Origin of the sequence: Chryseomicrobium aureum (assembly GCF_016909155.1) — a bacterium.
Taxonomy (GTDB): domain Bacteria; phylum Bacillota; class Bacilli; order Bacillales_A; family Planococcaceae; genus Chryseomicrobium; species Chryseomicrobium aureum.
Window position 1 is genome coordinate 61,741 of the sequence record NZ_JAFBFG010000003.1, and the last position, 22,141, is coordinate 83,881.

Below are 22,141 nucleotides of genomic sequence, written 5' to 3' on the forward strand. Positions count from 1 at the left end.
ACCCCCGGGGTTATCTCACTTAAAAGTTCACTTCTATTACGAGACAACCCCTGGGGTTGTCTCACTAACAAGTTTCACGAAATAGCGCATGAGACGGTGATCCTCGGTTAATTCGGGATGGAATGAACAGCCGAGGAAGTTGCCGTCACGTGCAAGTACGATACGGCCGTCGTGTTTTGCTAACACTTCAACAGACTTTCCTACTTCCACAATATGAGGTGCTCGAATAAACACAGCAGGAAATGATTCTCCAAAACCTACGATATAAAGATCTATCTCAAAACTATCGACTTGTCGACCGAATGAATTTCTCTCGACCGTCACGTCCATCACACCCAAATGACTCTCTTGTCCTACGACATTGCGTGCCAGCAGGATTAAACCTGCACACGTGCCGAACATCGGAATACCCTCTTCCGCAAGTTTACGAATCGGCTCAAGTAATTCGTAGCGATCGAGTAACTTGCGCATTGTCGTACTTTCCCCACCTGGCAATACGAGAGCATCGAGTCCTTCGAGGTCTTCAAGCCGTTTCACTTGAACAGCAGTTGCTCCACTTTCTTCTATAGAAAGAACATGTTCACGGACGGCACCTTGTAAAGCGAGAACACCAATTCTCAACATTTCACAGCACCCGGTCCTGCATCCGGTCACTTGCTTCTAAACGACCAATCTCAATACCTTTCATCGGAACCCCTAGGTCTTTTGAAATTTCAACGAGTAGTTTGTAATCTTGGTAATGTGTCGTGGCTTCCACAATCGCGCGGGCGAAACGTTCTGGATTGTCCGATTTGAAAATACCAGAACCGACAAATACTCCGTCTGCGCCAAGTTCCATCATAAGAGCTGCATCCGCAGGTGTCGCAATGCCTCCTGCAGCAAAATTCACAACAGGTAAGCGCCCTAAATGTTTGATTTCCAGTAATACATGATAAGGTGCACCTAAGTTTTTCGCTTCCGTCATCAATTCATCGTCGTTCATATGAATGATTTTTCGAACTTGGGCATTTAATTTACGTAAGTGACGAACCGCTTCTACGATATTCCCTGTCCCCGGTTCTCCCTTTGTGCGGAGCATGGATGCGCCTTCTCCAATTCGGCGAGCCGCTTCACCTAAATCTTTATTTCCGCAAACAAACGGCACCGTGAAGTCGCTTTTGATTAAATGAAACTCTTCATCTGCTGGTGTTAATACTTCAGATTCATCGATGTAATCGACACCCATAGCCTCAAGCATCCGCGCTTCCGAAATATGACCGATGCGCGCTTTTGCCATGACCGGAATTGTCACGGCCTGCATCACTTCTTCTGTAATGCGTGGGTCAGCCATACGCGCAACGCCGCCCGCAGCACGAATATCCGATGGTACACGCTCTAACGCCATAACGGCCACAGCTCCAGCTGCTTCTGCAATGCGGGCTTGCTCTGCATTGACGACGTCCATAATGACGCCACCTTTTTGCATTTCCGCCATTCCTCGTTTCACTCGATCTGTTCCAGTAAATTGTTTCGTCATTCAATTCAACCTCCAGTACTAGTATAGATAGAGGATACTATGAATCTGACATCTACAAAATAGTCAGTTTCTTATAAATTCGAGTGGTCAGGAGAATCATTTATATCCAATTAGTTTCCATAATATGAATTCGGTAGAATAAATCCCATTTACTGTAGAAGAAATTCGAATTTGGGTTCAATAAATCGGGTTTAGTGTTCAAGAAAACGCCTCTTCGTCCGATGAACGACTGCTCAGCGCCACGAGTTGATCTCCTCCACGCCTTTGACCAGAAAAACATTTTGAAAATTAGTGAAACAAAACATCTCCTAATACGTTACCATTAATTAGATAGAAATAATTAGAAAATTTAGGGGGAACAATTGATGAAAAAAGTACTAGGTACACTCGGGCTATTCACAGTCCTTGTGTTGACAGTGCTCCTTATTCCGACCGCGGCTTTTGCGAAATCAGACATTACAATTAAAGCGACCGCGGGTTACGACAATAAGGTGCTCTATGGAAGTGGCGTGCCTATAACGCTCACACTTCAAAATAACGGAGATGACTTCTCTGGTGATATCGTGATTGATGCGCCGGAATCCTATGAAGTCGGCTCTGCTCGCGCATTACCTTTAACACTCGCTGCCGGTGAGACCAAAACCCTTACACTCCGCTTATCGGCGCTTTCAGAGGACTATATGTACTCAGGTACGAGCATGCAAATGTTTTATTTATATGAAGGCGGCTGGGAAAAAGGAAAAGAAGTCACCTATAAAGGCGACAAAGCCGTTCGCCCTAGCTTCTTCATGGGAGACTCGGTATTTGTATTCACATTGACAGAATCGACGGACCGTCTGACAGCACTTCGTAACATTAAATTCAATCAAGGCCTTCGTGCTGAAGTCATTTCATTGAATCATTTAAAAAATGGAGTTTTACCTGCTACAAAGCAAGACTGGGAAATGGCCAGCATTGTTGTGGTCGATGAATCTTCTATTGCAGACTGGCCAGACGCTCAGCAACAAGCATTAGTCGACTGGCTACACGCTGGTGGAACAGTGCTTGCAGGAGCGACTTCAAAAGGCGACGCGGAATTTGGTATGCTCGCGGACTACCTGCCTTTAAAAGCAACGAACGAAACAATGACTATCACACCTGAACAAGCGCAGGACTATGCCAAAACTTCTGACCTTCCAAACGCAATTTCCGTACAAAAAAGTACATTAGCAGAAGGTGCGACAAGTGTTTGGAGCTTAAACAACACGCCTGTAACCGCAATGAAAAAAGTAGGAAGCGGAACCATCATGCAAACTGCGTTTTCACTTGGGGATCAACCGCTCTCTGCAGAAAAAGGTTATGACGAACTGCTTTCTGTATTGATCAAAGATGCAAAAGTAATCGACACGGGCTCTCAAATTTATTACGGTGGACCATCGACTTTAGACTCTATTGGCTACGAATCTGTATCAATCAATGAATTGTTCCCGTCATTTGAAGTATCTGTTCTCGGTATTGGATTTATTATCTTTATCTACTTTTTATTAGTCGGACCACTTCTTTACTTCGCGCTCAAGCGCAAAGACAAACGGGAATATTCGTGGTGGATCATACCTTCGATTGCCATTTTAACGTCTGTTGCGATTTTCGCATATGGAGCACGTGACCGCTTGGCCAAACCACAAGTCCACCAAATGAGTTTTTATGAAATGCAGGAAGATGGCATGATGAACGGTTACTTTGTCGAGACACTCCTCTCAAACCGCAGTGGCGATTACAAGCTAGTGGCTGGTGAAGGGACCACCTTGTCTTCTTGGACAGGACAAAGTTTCTCTGGTAATCAAATGGATACTCGTATGAAAGCGATCATTGAAGGAGAGCCAGAAAACCCAACCATGACATTGCGTAACGTCGGCTATTGGTCAACAGCTAGCATTATCGGACAATCTACTGTGGAAGCGACTGGAAAGCTCCTTGTCAACATTGAAAACAATTCGGAACTGATCAGTGGAACTATCGAAAACACTTTCCCATTCCCACTGACAAATGTTCAGATTTGGACAGGTGCGAAACAAATTGATCTTGGTGATCTCGATGCAGGTGAAACCCTTCAAGTCAATGAACAGCATAAAGCAGGCATCTTGCTTCCTGCGAAATCGACTATGGGTGGTTCAGGTGGTTACTACGGTGGTACACCTACGGGGATAACTTCTGAAAAGCTTCCGGAAGAACGCAAACGTGCCATCAAACAGGCATTTGATATGTATTTAATGAATCAACCACTAAAGACACCGGTTGTTATTGCGATTTCGAAAGAGCCAATCGTGCCAATCACGGTAGAGGGTGAGCGTGCGGAACTGGATGCAACGAACTTACTCATTCAACCGTTTGAGTCCTCTACATTATTTAAAGGAGAATTCACTCTCCCGTTCGATTCATTCGAACTTGAAGTGTATTCTGATAAAGGATTGTATTCCGAACGCACACCAGGACAGGTGAATGAGTGGTATATGGAAAACGGTGAATTCATCTATCTCGCAACGATTCCGCAAAATATTACGGATGAGCCCCCTGTTTGGAAAGAACTCGCTATTAAAAATACCGTCGCAAATGTCATGACCTACGAGATTTTAAACCAAAAAACTGGTGAATTTGAGCCTGTCACAGATTCGCCTGCCTCTTTCACTGAAAACATCGCGGACTATATCTCGAAAGAACAAACGATTGAATTACGCATCAACAAACAAGACAGCACAGGCAACGATTACACAAAAGTTCCTGAAGTCGAATTGACTGGGGAGGCAGCTCAATGATTGAAATCAAAGGACTGACAAAACGATACGGTAATTTTTATGCATTGAAAGATTTGAATTTGACGATCGGAGAAGGCGTTGTATTTGGTTTTGTGGGAGCAAACGGAGCTGGGAAATCGACGACATTCTCCATCTTGTCCACTCTCCTTCAACCGACAAGTGGGGAAGCATTCATCAATGGTAAGTCTGTACGTAGACAGCCTCATGAAGTACGAAAACAGATTGGCTACATGCCGGACTTTTTCGGAGTGTATGATCAATTAAAAGCAGACGAGTACCTCGATTTCTACGGTGCGAGTTACGGAATACCTGCTGAAGAACGTGAAAAGCTAATTCCTGAACTTTTGGAACTCGTGAACTTATCCCACAAACGGTATGAATACGTGGACTTGCTATCGCGCGGGATGAAGCAGCGCCTTTGCTTGGCACGGTCACTGATCCATGATCCAGCCGTATTAATTCTCGACGAACCTGCGTCTGGACTCGATCCACGTGCACGTATCGAGATGCGCGATATTTTGAAACATTTAAAAGGCATGGGCAAGACGATTTTGATTTCGTCGCATATTCTTCCAGAGCTTGCAGAGATGTGTGATGAGATCGGTGTCTTAGACGGAGGACAATTAGTCGCCCACGGTAGCGTGGCTGACATTCATGAAAAATTGCAAAACGAGCGTCCGGTAACTGTCCACCTGCTCGGAAGCCTTCCAGAGTTTGTGGCATTTATCGAAGAACAACCGTTTGTGTCAACGGTTGAAACGGATGAGAAGCGTAACCTTGTAACATTCTCATATCGTGGTACGAATGAGCAGCAGCGTGAACTGTTAAAAACAGCAGTTTTAAAAGACCTACCGATTATCACATTCTCACAGACGGAAACAGATCTTGAAGATGTCTTCATGGAAATCACGAAAGGAGTGGAGACAGTATGAAAGCACTCCTCTACAATCCGGTACTCATTAAAGAATTAAAATTACGCTTTCGTAGTGTGAAAAGCTCTGTCGGTTTGTTGTTTTATCTATTGGCCTTAAGTGTATTTGTGTTCGGTATGATTTTCATTGCTACAAACTTTACTGGGACAGGCTTCTTCCGACCAGAAGAAAGCTATTATATGTTTATCGTATTGACGTATATCCAGCTCGGACTGATCTTATTTATCACGCCTGGTCTAACAGCTGGGACTATCAGTACGGAACGGGAGAAACAAACGTTGACCATTCTTTTAACGACCTCTCAAAAGTCTTGGCAGATCATCTTTGGAAAACTGGCGTCTTCTCTTGCTTTTTTAGTGTTGATGCTGATTTCTGGTCTTCCAATTTATAGTTTAGTTTTCTTATTTGGCGGAGTTTCACCCATCCAACTCGTTCAGATTTTCTTGTTTTTCCTACTGACGGTTCTTGCAATCGGTAGTCTTGGAATCATGTTCTCGACGATTACGAAAAAGACGATTGTTTCGATGATTGCGACGTACGGTTCAATGATGTTCTTAGCAGGCGTCACAGCATTTTTCATGATTTTAGCAATTCAAGCAAGCTACGGATTCGGGATGGGAGCCCCATCTCCATCTTTCATGGCTCACTTCTGGGCAAGTATTAACCCAGGAATTATGGTGTTCTCACTTGTCAGCCCGGACGGCATGGTATTTTTAAAAGACATGACACAGCTGGACTTCCCCATCTGGATCACATACGTTAGCTTTTACATCTTATTGACTGCATTTGCATTGTTTATTGCAATCAAGAAACTGCGTGTCAACATGGGCAAAATGCGCTAAAGGAGGATTTGTATGACCCACTCTAAATGGCAACCGATGATACGACGGGCTCACCAGCGCGTCGTTCGCGTGTTTGCTGTCGAGCAATTGCAACAAGCACTGGTCGCTGCTGCCATCACATGGTTCTCTCTTCTCCTGGTATCGCGTTTCTTTGTTCTTCTTTATTTTCAGTGGATTGCAGTAGGGGCTGCGCTTTTGGTAGGAACCGGGTATTTCGTGTACTTGATGCGCAAACGGCCGACACAGCTTGAGTCATTGCGTCTATACGATGCAGCATTCCCAGAAAATGAATTTATCACAGTAGCTCAAGCTACGACCCCTTCCCCACTTCTTGAGCATTTAGAGAACAAAGTCACACCACTTGTTCCGTCTGCGACTGAGCGGTTTAAAAAAGCCGTTCGTGTGAAATGGTCCATGCGTAGCTTGCTCCTGGCACTAGTATTTCTTGTATTAGGATTTGTCAGCGTGATGATTCCATCGGATGATCAGATTGCGGCAAAAGATGCAGAAGTAGAAAAAGCAGTGGTTGCTGAGCTTGAGAAAGAAGTTAAGAAATTAGAGCAGCAAGCGAAAAAGCCAGATGTGAAAAAGAAAGTGGCAGAACTTGAGCAAGAGCTAAAGAAAGCGGATACTGCGAAAAAAGCGTGGGAAGACGTCACGAAAACGAAAAAAGAGCTTGAGCTACAAAAAGCGCAACTTGTGAAAAAACAACAACTTGCAGAAAATGATACAACCAAGTCTGGGCTTACAGCAGAAGAAAAAGAGAAACTTGAAGAGCTGACAGCATCGATTGAAGGACTCAATGAACAGATGAAGTCCGCCCAGGCAGCGATGGCGAAAATCGGTCAGCCGCTCTCCACACCGACGCAACTGGCAACAACGAGTCAAAATCAAACAGCTACTGGGCAAAACCAGTCTGGACAGCAAAATCAACAAGGGCAAAACGGACAAGATCAAGGACAAGGCCAGGGGCAAGGGCAAGGCCAAGGTCAAGGTCAAGGCCAGGGGCAAGGACAAGGTCAAGGCCAAGGACAAGGCCAAGGCCAAGGGCAAGGTCAAGGTTCGGGGCAAGGCGGTGGTCAAGGCGGTACACAAGGTGGAAAAGGCCAAGGTGACCGCTCTCTTATCGCTACACCTAAACGAATCGGCACGCCGGGTGCTTCCACAACAGATGGTGGTCAACTTGGCGAGGGGCAAGCGATTGGAGAACAGACCGGCGAGACGCCTGTAACTAAAGGAACCGTTCGACCGTATCAAGATGCTGTTGGCGACTATGCTCCGCTCTATCGTGACAGCGTCGACCGACTGCAACTCCCTTCTGACCTGCAAAACTATGTACAGTCTTATTTTTCATCCATCCAAACAACAGATTAGTGGAGGCATTATGAACTATACACCAGAACATTTCGAACAGATGAGTGCAAAATTTGCACAAGCAAAACAAGAGATCAGCACGTTTATCGTCGGGCAGCATGAAGCTATCGATTACACCCTTCTTGCAATGGTTGCAGGGGGGCACACACTTCTCGAAGGACTTCCAGGTCTCGGGAAGACGATGCTCATCCGCACGATCGGAGAAGTATGTGATTTGTCATTTTCTCGTATTCAATTCACACCGGACTTGATGCCTGCTGATATTACAGGAACGAGCATGATTGAGCGCAGTGAAGACGGAAAGACCGATTTTGTGTTTAAAAAAGGACCGATCTTCCATCAACTTGTACTTGCCGATGAGATCAACCGCGCGACTCCGAAGACGCAAAGTGCGTTACTCGAAGCGATGGGTGAACACACGGTAACCGTGCTCGGTGAAACACGCAAAATGGAAGAACCGTTCTTCGTTCTAGCAACGCAAAACCCGATTGAAATGGAAGGAACGTATCCTCTTCCTGAGGCACAAGTTGACCGTTTCTTATGTAAAGTCGTGTTACCGTATCCTTCGAAATCTGAACTGAAAGAAATCATGGTGCGTACGACAGGTACCACTTCGCATGACTTACAACAAGTCCTTTCCGCACAGGAAATTCGCGAAGCGCAGGCGATGGTGAAACACGTGTTAGTGGCAGATGATTTGATGGACTACGCAATCACGTTGATTACGTCCACGCATCCCGAGAGCTCAACACTCGAACCGATTACACGCTTCGTTCAGTTCGGAAGTGGTCCACGCGGGTTGCAGAGTTTGATTCGAATCGCTAAAGCGCGCGCATTTTTAGCAGGTCGCCTGCATGTATCGATTGCAGATTTAAAACAATCTGTTAAACCCGTACTCCGTCACCGCATTCGCCTAAACTACGAAGCGGAAGCACTTGGCTACACACCAGACTATGTACTCGACTTGATGATCGAAGAACTTGCAAAAGCGTAAGGAGGAAACACTATGCCGTTACTGACGACATCGACTATGAATAAACTTGCTAACTACCGCATCGTCAGTCGCAAGCGGCAAGCAAACGGTCGGCGTGGCACACATGCTTCCCAACGTTTTGGCTCATCGCTTGATTTCTCTGACTTTCGTGTGTACGAACCAGGAGATGATGTACGACAGATCGACTGGAACGTGTATGCTCGAACGGATAAACTATTTATCAAGCGCTTCTTAGACGAACAAGAGATGCGTGTACATATTGTACTCGATACGACGCCGTCTATGAACGACGGGGACAAATGGCTTCACGCGCAACAAGTAGCCGCTCTCTTCGGCTACCTCGTACTGACGCATGACGACTCATTGTCGTTTACTGCCAAGCAACCCGAGCGACTCCATACGTTTCGTAAAAAAGGGACCATGTACCGGCACGTATTCCAAGCCAAAGTTGAAGAACTCGAGATGACGAAAGCCGATGAACCATTTCTAAGCACCATCGCTTCACAGATTCCAAAAGACGCAAACAGCGTGTTCGTTGTAACTGACGGGCTTGAAGCACTAAGTGAATTTGAAAAAACGTGTCAACTTTTAGCTCGCCGTCCACGAGACATTCGGTTCATCATTGTCTCGTCCGAACAAGAAGAGAACCCCGATTACTTCGGAGATTATTTGCTTGTCGATCGGGAATCGTCCGAAAGTTTAAATGTGACCGTTACACCCGCTATGATCAAACGATATGAAACAACACGGAAACACCATTTTGAACAACTGGAGAACCTTGCAGCCCGCTATGGCCACAGCCTCGTCTTCGTGCCGAGCCAGCCGGATTTCTTAAGTGCCGCTCTTCACCAGTTCGTTCGTTTTCAATGGATACGATGAGGTGAGTAGATGAGTTTTTTACAATGGACAAACAGTTGGACGCTTATCTTCCCTCTTGCTGTCCTTCTTTATTATTTCTTCCGCAAACGCTATACACCAATGACGATTTCCTCCACACTGTTTTGGGAATCGTTCATGAACGAAACGAAAGCTTCTCCGTATTTTGAGAAGCTCCAAAAGAACGCTTTACTTTTCTTGCAATTACTCGCCCTCTTTTTATTTGTAATGCTTGTTATGAAGCCCTACTCTCCGGCGACGACTGCTACAGGACAAGACATTTGGCTCGTATTAGATACGTCCGCTTCAATGGAAACACGTGAAGGCGATACTACATGGTTTGAAACACAAAAAACGCGTATGAGGGCTCTTGTCGATTCACATGAAGGCGCAACATTCACTGTGGTCACGACTGGGGATACGCCCACGTTTGTTGTACAGAATAGTACGAACACATCTGCAGTGAACGCTGCCATCACAGCGATTCCTCTTCAGTATGAAGCGGAGCAGTTGAAGAAGACGGTGGAGTTTGTGAAAGCCGGTCTTCCGAAATCTGGTGCGCACGTGTATGTTTTGACGGATGCTGCCCCTCGAGACTTGATTACGTTTGATCAAGAGAATGTTGCATGGCGCGTTGAGAACCGCCCAACTGAGCTCGGCAACATTGCCATCAAGCAGTTCGGGGTCTCACAACTAGAAGACGAGACAAATGCGATTGTTGAGATTCAAAACGACACAAAAGAAGTGGCAACTGGCACACTGGAATTTCTTGATTTGGACGGACAGTCGTTAGGTACAACAGAGTATGAAGTGCCTGCAAACGAACGCCAAATCGTTTCTGCTAAACTTCCAGCAACAGGTTCGTTCTACGAAGCTGTATTGTCGAGTGAGGATGCGTTTGAAGCCGACAACCGGATGACCGCAACCCTCTACCGTCCGGTGTTGAAAGTCGCAGTCGATGATCAGATTCACCCTACAATCCAAAAAGCGTTAACGGCAATTGGTGCGGACGTCGTCACTGTACCAACGGATGACCTAGCCCTTCGACCAGAAGGAGAATTATTGATTACAAGCAATGAAGAATTGCTTGATGATACAGCACACCCTATTTTATTGGTTGGGCGTGGTGAGAACGAACAACTTGAAGCTGCAGGCGTTATCGAACAAAAAAAGCCGTTTTCCAATTACGTCGATTTATCCGACGTGTATGTTCAAGCGGTGTATGAACCGTTTCCTGAAGCCACGACGATTGCAGCAATCGGCGAGCAACCGTTCATCCAGCAATTCGAAAACGGCAATCTAGCCGTTCTTGCCAGTATCGATCAGACGGACTGGCCGCTCCACCCTTCCTATCCACTGTTCTTATGGGCAGCGATGGAACAGTTCTCAGAAGATGCGGAGACTACAGGTAGCTATTTTCCGAACGACCGTGTAACCCTAGCAAGTCAATACGGAGAGTGGAGCATCTATGACCGAGATGGCGAATTCATTTCGGACGTGGCATCCGACAGTACGATGACGGCTCCGCCTGCCCCTGGCTTTTATCAGCTAACAGACGGGGACGCATCCAAACACTTTACAGTCATGCTCGAACAACAAGAAAAACAACTCGGCTTTGAGAAGAGCTATGAAATCGGTACGTATGAAGCAGAAGGCACTGCAGAAGTAGATCGTTCACTCGTGCCGATTGGTGCTGTGCTGTTACTACTAGTGTTACTTACAGAATGGGAGGTGCAACGACGTCGTGGATTTACAACTTGAGAACCCCCTATGGCTTCTACTCGGCTTGTTGCCCCTCGTCTATTTTTTGTGGGCACGAAACCAATCAAAAGCACCAAAATCAGCCACTGAAAAAACGGCGTTTGTGCTGCGTATTGTTGCAGTTCTCTCCCTCTTACTCGCCCTTGCTTCCCCGCGCCTCTTGTGGCCGGTCAATGATGAACAGATTTTATTTCTCGTTGATCAGTCGGCGTCGATGCAAAATCAGTGGGACGCACAACAAACTATTTTGCGTGAAGCAATTGGCTCAAAAAAAGCAAATCAATCCGTTGGAATCTATTCGTTTTCGAATGGCTTCCAAACCGATCAAGTCCTTTCCAATACGGTGGATGCGGTTCCTGAAATTTCACAGATGGCAAGTGGGGATCAGACAGACATTGAAAATGCGGTAAAACTTGCGCTTGGTTTGTCGGATTCGGACGTAGCGACGCGCGTGGTTGTTTTGACAGATGGCAATGAGACGAATGGCTCGCTGAAATCGTTCGAGACAGAATTGCGTGACCGTGGAGTGGAACTCGATACGGTCCTTCTTTCCGGTCAGGATGAAAAAGATGTAGCGATCGTCGACTTCCAAACGCCTACGACTGCATTTGAAGGCGAGTCGCATACGCTCCAAGTGACCGTACAATCTGCTGTAGAAGGACCAGCAACCCTTTCTATTCAGTTGAATGACACGCAAATTCTTTCAGAAGACGTGACACTCACGGAAGGTGACAATGTATTCTCGTTCGCAAACCCAACGGAAGAAAAAGGTCCACTCGTCTACGAAGCTACGATCCAGCGTGCAAATGACGCGGTCATTCAAAACAATGCACTGACCAGTTTGACGATGGTCGAAGATACACCACACGTACTCATCGTGTCACCTGAAGGCGATAGCCCTGTGCCGACATTCATCGATCAAGCAGGCCTTGTCGTCGACTCGATTGATGCGGCTTCCCTTCCAAGTGAACTGGCTTCTTACGCCGGCTACAACGCCATCATTTTTGATAACGTTCCAGGCCATATCGTCGGTGAAGCAAAAATGGCAATCATCGAGCAAGCCGTCAAACAGTTTGGGACCGGCTTTATGATGGTTGGAGGCGAGACGAGTTTTGGACTCGGAGGCTATTTCCAGACACCAATCGAAAAATTGCTTCCGGTTGAAATGGATGTGAAAGGCAAGCATCAATTACCTTCTCTTGCGCTCATGATTGTTTTAGACCGCTCGGGAAGTATGATGGGTGGCAAGATGGAACTGGCAAAAGAAGCAGCTGCCCGTTCGATTGAGATGCTTCGGCCGGAAGACCAGTTTGGTTTGATTGCCTTTGACGACCGACCGTGGGAAATCATCGAACCCGGTGTCATCGATGACCGTGATGAAACGATTAATAAAGTACTGAGCATCACGCCGGGTGGTGGAACTGAAATCTATTCCAGCCTAAACACAGCGTATAACAAGCTTGAAAAAATCGGTGTACAACGCAAACACATCATCCTCCTTACAGATGGCCAGTCGTCAACGTCGAGTGATTACGAGTCACTGATTGAGGATGGTTTGAAGGACAATATCACCTTGTCCACAGTGTCTATTGGACAAGATGCTGATAAGGTGCTGCTTGAATCCCTCGCTGAGTACGGAACCGGACGTTACTATGATGTAGTCGATGAGACTGCGATTCCGTCGATTTTATCTCGTGAGACTGCGATGACGACGAAAACGTATATCGAAGACGAACCATTCTTTCCAACAGTATACTCCGCTCCAGGTTGGGATCCTGTCTTTAACGAAGGCGTCCCGCAGTTGAACGCATACATCGCAACGACATTGAAACCGCAAGCGACTCTGGTGGCCGAGAGCACAAAAGAAGATCCGGTACTTGCGGAGTGGATGTACGGCTTAGGTCGAACGATTGCGTATACGTCTGATTCTCGAGGAGCATGGAGCGGTGACTTTGCCCTTTATGAGAAGTGGCCGCTCTTTTGGAACACGGTAATCAATCGACTCCTTCCTTCTATTGAAACGGAACCTTTTTCAGTGGAACGTGAAGAAGAAGGTGTTTACATCTTGTCGGACCCGAGTGGAAGCTCACAGTTCTTTGACGTGCAGGCGACGACAAATAGTGGCGAGGAATTGATTGTAGAATCGGAACCGATCGAACCAGGAAAAGCCCGCGTTACACTCGACACAGATCCAGGCATCGTATTCTTTACCGTACAAAATGATCAACAAAGTGTATTCCAAGCAGGCGTATCCATCCCGTACTCACAAGAGTATGCGAAACTTGGAAGTAATCAAGAATTGATGGCCAGTGTGTCAGAGACGACGGGTGGACAAGTCATTGAATCGGGCAGCGACGCAATGCGCGGATTGGCGTCTGGCAGTTGGAACCAACAGAGTTTTGTGTTCCCGCTGATTTGGCTAGCTTTGATCTTGTTCTTCCTCGACATTACCATTCGCCGCTTCGGCTTGCCGTCACGCCGCCGTTTGCAATCGTTGTTTTCGCGACGTGAAGCAATTCCTGCCAGCACCTCTGGCACGTCCATCTCCTCGATGCTCGAGAAGACGCGGACGAAGCGGGAGAATTAGAAAAGAAAAAAAGAAAAAAAGGTGACAGGCACCAAATGGGAGCTACTCCCAAATGGTGCCTGTCACCTTTTGTTTTTATATCTGGATAACTCCAAGCAATACAGCAATCACTAACAACGTGATGCTCAGCCCCCACATCCAAAAGAACGAGAACCGTAGATGCTTGCCCATTTCAAGCCCTGACAAACCTAAAGCGAGCCAAACTGCTGGTGCTAGTGGTGATACAAACGTGCCCACGATATTCCCGATAATCATCGCATACGCTGTCGACATCGATTCAATGCCATATGTCAACGCGATTTGATCCACGACTGGAAACAGAGCAAAGTAGTATGCATCCGTACTTAACAACAAATCAAACGGTACTCCGAGAACTCCGATAATAATATGCAAATACTGCGCCATAAACGCCGGCAAGATATTCACGGCATTGCCAGCAATCGCTGTAAGCATCCCCGTCCCATTTAAAATGCCGAGGAATAAGCCGGCTGCGATGATGATGGAAGCCATCGTCAACGCATTCGATGCATGTGCTTGAATACGTCCCATCTGTTCTTTAGGTGTACGATAATTCAGCGGTAACGCAATTGCTACCCCTATCAAGAATGCAAGTCCAGCGGGAAGGAGACCTGACATTAATACGCCAATGACGCCAACCGCTAAAATTCCATTCGCCCAAAGTAATTTCGGACGCTTTAACGTATCATCGACTTCATTATTTAAAATACTGTTGCTCAAATCATAATTCAGTGGTGTTCCAGTTGCTTCTCGTTTCGCAATTAAACGCTTTTCCCGGAAGCCCATGAATACAGCAATGACCAGCATCAATGCGATACCAATCACTTGAATTTGAATGAGTGGATGCCACAACTCCGTTACATCTGTATCAAGAACCGAAGCCACACGTCCGAGCGGTCCCGCCCATGGAAGCATATTCATAATTGCGGCCGAACCACTGATCAGCAATAACAATAAATAAGGATTCATGCCAAGTCGCACATAAAGAGGCAACAGCGCTGTAATCGTGATCAAGAATGTTGAAGCGCCAGAACCGTCGAGTTGGGCAATTCCCGCAACTGCTACAGTCACAAGGGCTACGAGCACCACGTTCCCTTTTGAGAGCGCTACCATTTTATTGATCACTGGTTCAAACAGGCCCACGTCCTGCATAATTCCAAAGAAAATAATTGCAAAAATAAACATCACAGCAACACTAATGACCGAACTAATGCCGTCTGAGAAAAACCTACCTAAATCATCAAAAGAAAACCCGGCTATAAACATCGCCACAATTGGCGGAAGAACCATTGCGACTAGTGGCGATACACGTCCACTGATCAATAACCCGACAATCACAAGAATCGTTACAATTCCAATTACACTTAACATACCGATGTCCCCCTTGTTGAAGCTTGTCCTAATAGTAAGACAATTCACAACACGGAGGAAGAATACGGTCATTCGTTCAGTAAGCTACATTAAATCAATTTTGTTCATAAGTTTCACGCATCACATAACTACGCTCCGGCCGTCCCACAGTTCCGTAGAGAAGCTTCGTCTCCAACCTACCTGCTTCCACAAGATGCTCCAAATACCTACGAGCTGTCGAACGGCTCGTTCCAATGAGTTCACTGACTTCTGTCGCTGTCAATGTCGAATGTCCTTGCCGTCCAAATAACTGCATCACCTTATCTAAAGTTAACGCATCAATGCCTTTAGGAAATTCCTTTTCCCCCGAAGAAGAAGTGGCTGAAACGAACAGGGTATCTAACGTATTTTGAGAAACACTCGATTCCCCTTCTAAAGCCTTCTCGATTCGCTCGAATTTTTGGAATGTGAGCGTTAGTCTTGCCTCATCAAATGGTTTCACGATGTAATCGAACACGCCGTACGAATAAAGTGTTGTGACGTCACGGTGGGCGTTCGCAGCAGTTACCATGACCACCCGAACCTCTGGAAAGTTTGTTCGAATCTCGCGCACGAGCGTGTACCCTTCCACGTCAGGAATATAAAGATCCATGAATAAAATATGGGGCTGCTCAAAACGAAGCGCCTCTAGCAGGCTTGCCCCATTCAAAAATTGGCGCATGTCTGCCTCCGGTTTGAGCGACTGGATATAATCTGCATGTAAAGCTGCAATCCGGAAATCATCTTCAAGTATCCAAGTCTTCATTTGTTCACGTCCTTTTAAGTGTTAGTAGGAAACATGCACCGCCCAGATGGCTCTCTTCTACTAAAATGGTGCCGCCCTCTTTTTGGAGTGCTTGCACACTCAACGCGAGGCCATATCCATGGTCGTAGCCATCCTTTGTTGTATACCCGAGTGTAAAGATATGCGCGGCCGTCTCCTCGTCGATTCCCGGTCCGTTATCATGCACTTCAATGAGCAATTCGTGCTTATACTGCTGGATGACAACATGGATTTTTTTGTCTGTTTGCTCCACTTTTTGCAATACATCGATTGCATTTTGCATGACATTCCCGAGTGCTGTCACAAGGGCATCTACTTGTTGTTCCGGATACTGATCTAGCTCATTCTCAGCATCCACTGTGACCACGATTCCCCGTTCTTTTGCTTCCGAAATCTTCCCTTCTAAAAGCGCTTGAATGAGAACCGGCGCTTGTTTGCCAAGCATCGTCAGTTCTGCCGTTGAGTCGTGCTGCTCATCACGAATAAAAGTAATGGCTTGTTCTACTTGCTTACGTTTCAACAGACCGAGCAACACGTGCAGTTTGTTTGAAAACTCATGGGTCTTCGCGCGTTGCATCTGCGCCTGTTGTTTGACGCGATTGAGCTCGTTCGTGAGCGCTTCGTACTCGAGCTTTGTTCGTAAAACGTACAAGTATCCTAATTTCTTGTCCCGTTCCAACGGGGCTTTCGACAAGATGATGTCTTGGTTTTGGAGAGGGATTTCAAGAGCTCGGATGGCCTCTTCTCTTACCAGTTTTTCTGGAAGAACGTGCTGAAGCAGTACGCCCTCTTTCAGTTGGGGAATCAACTCATGTGCACGCGCATTCGCAATGACTACTTTATGCGTCTCGGAAGCGAGCACAATCCCATCCGACGTTTCTTCTAAAATCGTATGGTACGCCGAGTACAATCCTGCGATTTCGGTTGGTTGCATACCAAGAAGTTGGCGCTTTACATATATGGCTACTAGGAATGCTGCTCCAATACCTACAGCCGCAACTAGGAGCGTCAGCTGAAGCCAGCTCTGGAATACAGCATTGATTGACTGTTGCACTTCTTCTGTCAAATAGCCGACCGAAATGATGCCGACCACTTCCCCGTCGACCATCACCGGTACTTTCCCGCGTATCGATTCACCAAGGGATCCGGTCGTGATGGACACAATCGCTTCCCCGTTCACAAGCGCAGAGTCGTTATCGCCACCTACCATGGACTGACCAATTTTTTCTGGGTCCGGATGCGTGTAGCGAATTCCTTGAGCATTTCCAATAACGACAAATGTCGCTTGTGTATCTTTGCGTATCTCTTCAGCAATCGGTTGCAATAGCTCGGAAGGATTCGGTTCAAAAAAAGCAGCGTGCACGTCGGGACGATCTGCAATTAAATAGGCACTGGTAAGCGCTTTTTCTCCCATCTCTTCTACAATCGAGTCTTGGAGGTAGTGATTGATCAAGATGAGAAACAATACACAGATGGTGAATATAATTATGCTCATCGTCACTAGTAATCGTGCTGTCAGGGAGTGTCTGAATCGTTGCACACGGGGTCCTCCTTCCGAATCGAAAAAAGCCCTTACAGTTGCAAGGGCACGTTCATCTCTCTACTTTAAGTGTAGCATGAAAAAAGGATGGGTGACAGGCACCAAATGGGAACTGGTAGAAAATAGTGACAGGCACCGTATGGAAACTATCCCCCAAATAAAAAAGCCCCTACAGTTGCAAGGGCGCGTTCATCTCTCTACTTTAAGTGTAGCATGAATAATGAATGACAAACAGACTACCTTTTGAGGGGATAGTCTCCTATACTAATTTACAAAACTAGAAGGAGTGATCAGCCTTGAACGAAAAGACGATTCTTGATGCAGGTCCATTTTTTCACGGAACGAAAGCAAAATTGGCGCTTGGTGAAGTCTTAACTCCGCAATTCCGGTCGAACTATCAAGATAGGAAGTCAAATTTCATTTATTTTACGGCAACACTGGACGCTGCAAAATGGGGAGCGGAACTCGCGCAAAACGGGGAAACAGAACGAATTTATATCGTTGAACCGACTGGTGACTTTGAGAATGATCCGAACCTGACGGACAAACGCTTCCCCGGGAACCCAACACGTTCTTATAGGTCTACTGCTCCACTGAAGATTGTTGGAGAACTCGCTACTTGGGAGCGCCATACAGATGAACAGGTTGCTGCGATGCGCGATGCACTGAAGAAGTTGGCGGATGAGGGGAAGAACGTGATTGAGGATTGATTAATTGGTGACAGGCACCAAATGGGAACTGGTGGAAATGGTGACCAGATGCACAATTTAGAAAAAAATCCCACCACAATGATTCACAAAAATAGGACATTCGGATAAACTGAAATTACCAGAAAACGTATGTCTAAACTGTGCTTAATAAGGAGGACAAGATGTGGAGTTTCTGATTTCTTTTGCAACTTTGGTTGGCTATTTCGTGTCAATTGCTCTTGTCTATTCGCTAGCAGAAAAAACTTTGAAAAATCGTGCAGATACGTTCGTACGTGTTATTCCAGTCGTTATTTATATGCTTTTGACTAGTTATTTCTTAAATCAACTGACGGGCTCAAAAGTAATTTATGGATCTATCGCATTTATTGCCGGTATTCATCTGCTTTATCTCATTGCACTTACTACTGTTTATAAACACCTTCGTCCTGACAAGTATGCAAAACTAGTAGAGAAAAATAGTATATATTAACAGCCACCCTCATTTGAGAGCGGCTGTTTTTTTCATATCAATCCAGTAACGCCTCGTCAACTCACCGTCACCTGGATCTACGCGCTTATCTTCTAGAACGCCTCCATTTTTCTCGATGACACCGGCAGATCCTAAGTTGTCATCTGTACAAGTGATGAGCACTCGCTCAATTCCAAATTTCTCAGCATCTCTTAAAGCAAGGCGCAACATCTCACTCCCAAGCCCTTCTCTTCTACGTAAAGACGAAATTGAATACCCAATGTGGCCAGCGTAGTTATATAAGTACTCATTCAAAGCTCTTCTGAAATTCAACATACCCACAACTTCGCCGGTCCTTGAATCGACTGCAACATATTGTTCGGTATGGACCCAACCTTTTTGGACGGTTTCCTCATAGCGATCTTTCTCCACTTGGTCGAGCCATAGCTCTAAACTTTCTGCTTTGACAAGTTGCGAACTCCCATGAATACCATTCGGACTCTCTGGAAAGAGGTCGCGAAATGCTTCAATTGCAGGAATATGTTCTTTTGTAGGAATTATTAACTCAATGGTCATTGGCATTCTCTCTTTCTGGGAAAAATGGATTTTTACTAGTTTATCAGTAGTCACGTGATGTGTCACTAGAGGTTTTTTCTTTTATCTGGTAGCTAATTTCCATTTGGTGCCTGTCACCATTTACCATCTGTTTCCATATGGTGCCTGTCACCCTGTTATTTCACAGAATAGTTTGTATATATCATCTGAATACGCTACACTTTAATTGGAATCATTTGGTTCCACTATCCCCTACACTGGCGAACTCCTTCCCCTAAACCACTTAGAAAGAAGGAATCCCATGTTGACCTCACCAGCTTCATCCACTGCAAATGACGAAGAACTTCGTATGATTTTGCGCGCCTTTCGTTACCACTTCGCCCAACAAGATGCTCGAAAAGTAACTCGCGTTTATTCGAATGCTACTCTGGAATACCTTACAATTCACAAACCGAAAACACTCCTCGAACTTTTGCGTGTTCCTGGCATCACTCTGAACAAAGCCGAAGAATTTGGAGAAGACTTGTTGGAAGTCATTCATCGGCATATGACCAGGCAACTTCCTCTCATTGATCTGACGCATATCCCACGGACAGCTTCCTTTTCATCACCACTCCTCGAGACAGTGTTGGACGAAACGAGTGAAAATGTGAAGCGCGCTTTACGTGAGTTTCGTAATAGCGAATCAAAAGCGAATGGCCAGCCTGCATACATTATTTTCACTAATCAAACACTTATAGACATTGCCATTCAAAAGCCCACGACACTAGAGGAATTAGGAACTATTTATGGCATCGGCCCTCGAAAAATTCAGGATTATGGCGAAGCGATTTTAGCCATTGTTCAAAAAGCAGCGGTGGAGTCAGAAGTAGAACCTGCAAAAGCCTAGCAAGCATCCCATCCCTTGAATGATTCAGGGATGGGTTTTCTACTTTTCAAGAAACTTGATGGTGCCTGTCACCATTTACCAGCAGTTCCCATTTGGTGCCTGTCACCCCTATAGACTCAGAGATCAAAAATGCGTTATTCCCAATTGATTCCATACTGTGGTAATGTGAATGCATTCTATTTGAAAGGAGGGGCTATATGCCTCGAAAAAAAAGAGCATTTCAACCCAATCATTTTTATCATTGTATTATGCGCGGAAACAACCGCCACAACGTTTATCCAACAGAGCTGGATATGCTGGAGCTCACTCGATCCTTTGAACTTGCACATGAACGTTATCCTTTTCAAATTGTTGCATACTGTTTCATGTCAAATCATTACCACATTCTGATTCGTGAAGAACACGGTAATCTCTCTAAAATAATGGCGCTTGTCAATAAACGCTATAGCGATCATTACCGAAAACGCTATGACTTTATCGGTCGTATTTATCAGCAAAGATTTTGGGCGTTTGCAGTGCGTACTCCTCGCAAAGTTTTGGAAACTAGTGCCTACATTCACCGAAACCCGATTCAGACCCAAGTACCAATGGTTGAGGATTTGAAAGACTATCCCCACAGCAGTTTTCCTCATTATGTTTCTTCAGAAAAGAAAGCTCCTAAATTCTTAGACCTTACCTACTTACCCAACTTACTGTATTATCCTTTTGAAAAGACAACTACTAGTTATGTTGATTTTGTTTTACATCGAACCTTTTTTGCAATTGAAAATGGAGTGGAATTAGAAGAGTATGATTCTCGTCAACTACTTCCTTTTGTTAGTTTAGAGAAAAAGTAACTAGGTGACAGGCACCATTTACCATCAGTTTCCATTTGGTGCCTGTCACCATATCTTAAACCCAAAACTGTATCTTATAACCCATTTTTACTGTATAATTCTTTAGACATATATAGTTCTATAAACAACTAGAAACATTCCATATACCTCCATTTCAACTGATTTTTTGAACTGTTTGTCTGACGGAAAGGATGATTGATGATGAACCCTGACATGCAAGATTGGAACAGTGGCCTTATTATTTTGATCGGTATAAGTATACTTTTGCTCGTTGCCCTTATTTTTAGTTTAAAACATCAACGAAAGCTACATAATCAACTCGACGATTCGGAAGTTCGCTTTCAAGCTCTGATTGAATCGGCCCACGACGCCATTATCGTCACGGACATAGATGGGGCGGTTGTACAATGGAACAGAGGTGCTGAACGACTTTTCGGTTATACAAAGTCCACGATGATTGGCACACCCATTTTCACTGTCGTCCCGAAACAAATTCAACCTTCCTACAAACAAGCCATCACAGAATTTTTAAAGCTCGAAGACTCATCAAATTTTGATCGTATGATTGAAACACTTGGCCTCACAAATAAAGGGCGGGAGTTTCCCATTGAGGTCAGTATTGGAACATGGACCATTCGAGAAGGTCGTTTTATCAGTTTCATCTTAAGAGATATCACGGATCGCAAGCTTGAAGAAGCACAGTTAAAGGACCTCATTTATTTGGACGATCTGACAGGGCTTCCTAACCGCCGTATGTTCACAAATCGCTTGCACTCCTTATTAGCGCGTTCGGAAAAACGGAACACTTCATTTGCTCTTCTGTATTTGGATTTAGACAACTTCAAACAAGTGAACGATCAGCATGGTCATCTTGTTGGTGACGAACTTCTTATTCAACTCAGCACGCGTATTTACAAAAAGCTCGGTCTATATGACACGCTCGCTCGGACCGGGGGCGATGAGTTCCTATTTCTTCTAGCGGATAAAGATGAACAGGAAACCAAACAATTTGTTGAGTGGCTTAGTTCAAGTTTTGAAACACCTTTCGAAGTGGAGGGTAAGCATTTTACAATCACCTGCTCGATTGGTATAAGCATGTACCCTAAAGACGGGATTGATGCAGACCGACTTCTTCGCAATGCAGACACGGCACTTTATCAAGTGAAAGCAAAAGATAAAAATGGTTATCGATTTTATTCGAGAGTAAATTAGACGAATGAAAAGGAAACCTCTCGTCCTGAGAACCGGAAATCGGAACATGTGACTGGGTGACAGGCACCATCTGGGAACTGGTGGAA

Annotated in this window: 19 protein-coding genes; 13 read left to right on the forward strand and 6 right to left on the reverse strand. The window is 45.4% G+C overall.

What is annotated here, in order from left to right:
* Positions 1-36: 36 nt before the first annotated feature.
* Complete coding sequence (gene pdxT / locus JOD03_RS04560; RefSeq protein WP_275580368.1) at positions 37-621, reverse strand: pyridoxal 5'-phosphate synthase glutaminase subunit PdxT; 585 nt, start codon at positions 619-621, stop codon at positions 37-39.
* 4 nt (positions 622-625) lie between these two features.
* On the reverse strand, positions 626-1,516 hold the full coding sequence (gene pdxS / locus JOD03_RS04565; protein WP_204589658.1) for a pyridoxal 5'-phosphate synthase lyase subunit PdxS: 891 nt from the start codon (positions 1,514-1,516) through the stop codon (positions 626-628).
* A gap of 365 nt (positions 1,517-1,881) precedes the next feature.
* Here pdxS and JOD03_RS04570 point away from each other — a divergent pair, with 365 nt between their 5' ends.
* From JOD03_RS04570 to JOD03_RS04605, 8 genes are read left to right on the forward strand one after another with little or no spacing between them, the layout of a single operon-like run.
* Positions 1,882-4,308 carry a hypothetical protein gene (locus JOD03_RS04570; protein ID WP_204589659.1) on the forward strand — a complete coding sequence of 809 codons (2,427 nt, stop codon included), beginning with the start codon at positions 1,882-1,884 and terminating at the stop codon, positions 4,306-4,308.
* Complete coding sequence (locus JOD03_RS04575) at positions 4,305-5,240, forward strand: ABC transporter ATP-binding protein (RefSeq protein ID WP_204589660.1); 936 nt, start codon at positions 4,305-4,307, stop codon at positions 5,238-5,240. The genes JOD03_RS04570 and JOD03_RS04575 overlap by 4 nt, the downstream gene beginning before the upstream one ends.
* On the forward strand, positions 5,237-6,082 hold the full coding sequence (locus JOD03_RS04580; RefSeq protein ID WP_204589661.1) for an ABC transporter permease: 846 nt from the start codon (positions 5,237-5,239) through the stop codon (positions 6,080-6,082). Before JOD03_RS04575 ends, JOD03_RS04580 begins: the two co-directional genes overlap by 4 nt.
* A 12-nt stretch (positions 6,083-6,094) precedes the next feature.
* The gene (locus JOD03_RS04585) at positions 6,095-7,456 is read left to right on the forward strand and encodes a hypothetical protein (RefSeq protein WP_204589662.1); all 1,362 of its coding nucleotides are present in this window, start codon (positions 6,095-6,097) and stop codon (positions 7,454-7,456) included.
* A 10-nt stretch (positions 7,457-7,466) separates the two neighbouring features.
* Positions 7,467-8,450, forward strand: coding sequence for an AAA family ATPase (locus tag JOD03_RS04590; protein WP_204589663.1), 984 nt, complete (start codon positions 7,467-7,469; stop codon positions 8,448-8,450).
* A gap of 12 nt (positions 8,451-8,462) precedes the next feature.
* Entirely contained in the window at positions 8,463-9,329 is an 867-nt protein-coding gene (locus tag JOD03_RS04595; RefSeq protein ID WP_204589664.1) for a DUF58 domain-containing protein, read from the forward strand.
* A 9-nt stretch (positions 9,330-9,338) separates the two neighbouring features.
* On the forward strand, positions 9,339-11,087 hold the full coding sequence (locus JOD03_RS04600) for a vWA domain-containing protein (RefSeq protein WP_204589665.1): 1,749 nt from the start codon (positions 9,339-9,341) through the stop codon (positions 11,085-11,087).
* Positions 11,071-13,674, forward strand: a complete 2,604-nt coding sequence (locus tag JOD03_RS04605; protein ID WP_204589666.1) for a VWA domain-containing protein — start codon at positions 11,071-11,073, stop codon at positions 13,672-13,674. The genes JOD03_RS04600 and JOD03_RS04605 overlap by 17 nt, the downstream gene beginning before the upstream one ends.
* Positions 13,675-13,749: 75 nt before the next feature.
* Here the strand turns inward: JOD03_RS04605 and JOD03_RS04610 are convergent, their stop codons facing one another.
* From JOD03_RS04610 to JOD03_RS04620, 3 genes are all read right to left on the reverse strand, one after another.
* Positions 13,750-15,063, reverse strand: a complete 1,314-nt coding sequence (locus JOD03_RS04610; RefSeq protein WP_204589667.1) for a CitMHS family transporter — start codon at positions 15,061-15,063, stop codon at positions 13,750-13,752.
* Positions 15,064-15,157: 94 nt separating this feature from the next.
* Positions 15,158-15,847, reverse strand: coding sequence for a response regulator (locus tag JOD03_RS04615; RefSeq protein WP_204589668.1), 690 nt, complete (start codon positions 15,845-15,847; stop codon positions 15,158-15,160).
* Positions 15,848-15,851: 4 nt separating this feature from the next.
* Positions 15,852-17,405, reverse strand: a complete 1,554-nt coding sequence (locus JOD03_RS04620; protein WP_338032431.1) for an ATP-binding protein — start codon at positions 17,403-17,405, stop codon at positions 15,852-15,854.
* Between the two features lie 296 nt (positions 17,406-17,701).
* On the opposite strand from JOD03_RS04620, the gene arr reads away from it, so the two are divergent.
* Both arr and JOD03_RS04630 read left to right on the forward strand, forming a co-directional pair.
* Entirely contained in the window at positions 17,702-18,115 is a 414-nt protein-coding gene (gene arr, locus JOD03_RS04625; RefSeq protein ID WP_204589669.1) for an NAD(+)--rifampin ADP-ribosyltransferase, read from the forward strand.
* Between the two features lie 163 nt (positions 18,116-18,278).
* A complete protein-coding gene (locus tag JOD03_RS04630) occupies positions 18,279-18,584 on the forward strand; it encodes a hypothetical protein (RefSeq protein WP_204589670.1) in 306 nt (101 codons plus the stop codon).
* Between the two features lie 9 nt (positions 18,585-18,593).
* Here the strand turns inward: JOD03_RS04630 and JOD03_RS04635 are convergent, their stop codons facing one another.
* Positions 18,594-19,139: a GNAT family N-acetyltransferase gene (locus tag JOD03_RS04635; protein ID WP_204589671.1), complete on the reverse strand. Its 546-nt coding sequence runs from the start codon at positions 19,137-19,139 to the stop codon at positions 18,594-18,596.
* A gap of 280 nt (positions 19,140-19,419) precedes the next feature.
* On the opposite strand from JOD03_RS04635, the gene JOD03_RS04640 reads away from it, so the two are divergent.
* From JOD03_RS04640 to JOD03_RS04650, 3 genes are all read left to right on the forward strand, one after another.
* Positions 19,420-20,007, forward strand: coding sequence for an HRDC domain-containing protein (locus tag JOD03_RS04640; RefSeq protein ID WP_204589672.1), 588 nt, complete (start codon positions 19,420-19,422; stop codon positions 20,005-20,007).
* Between the two features lie 197 nt (positions 20,008-20,204).
* Positions 20,205-20,843, forward strand: a complete 639-nt coding sequence (locus JOD03_RS04645) for a transposase (protein WP_239584834.1) — start codon at positions 20,205-20,207, stop codon at positions 20,841-20,843.
* 201 nt (positions 20,844-21,044) lie between these two features.
* A complete protein-coding gene (locus JOD03_RS04650; RefSeq protein ID WP_204589673.1) occupies positions 21,045-22,055 on the forward strand; it encodes a diguanylate cyclase domain-containing protein in 1,011 nt (336 codons plus the stop codon).
* Positions 22,056-22,141: the final 86 nt, after the last annotated feature.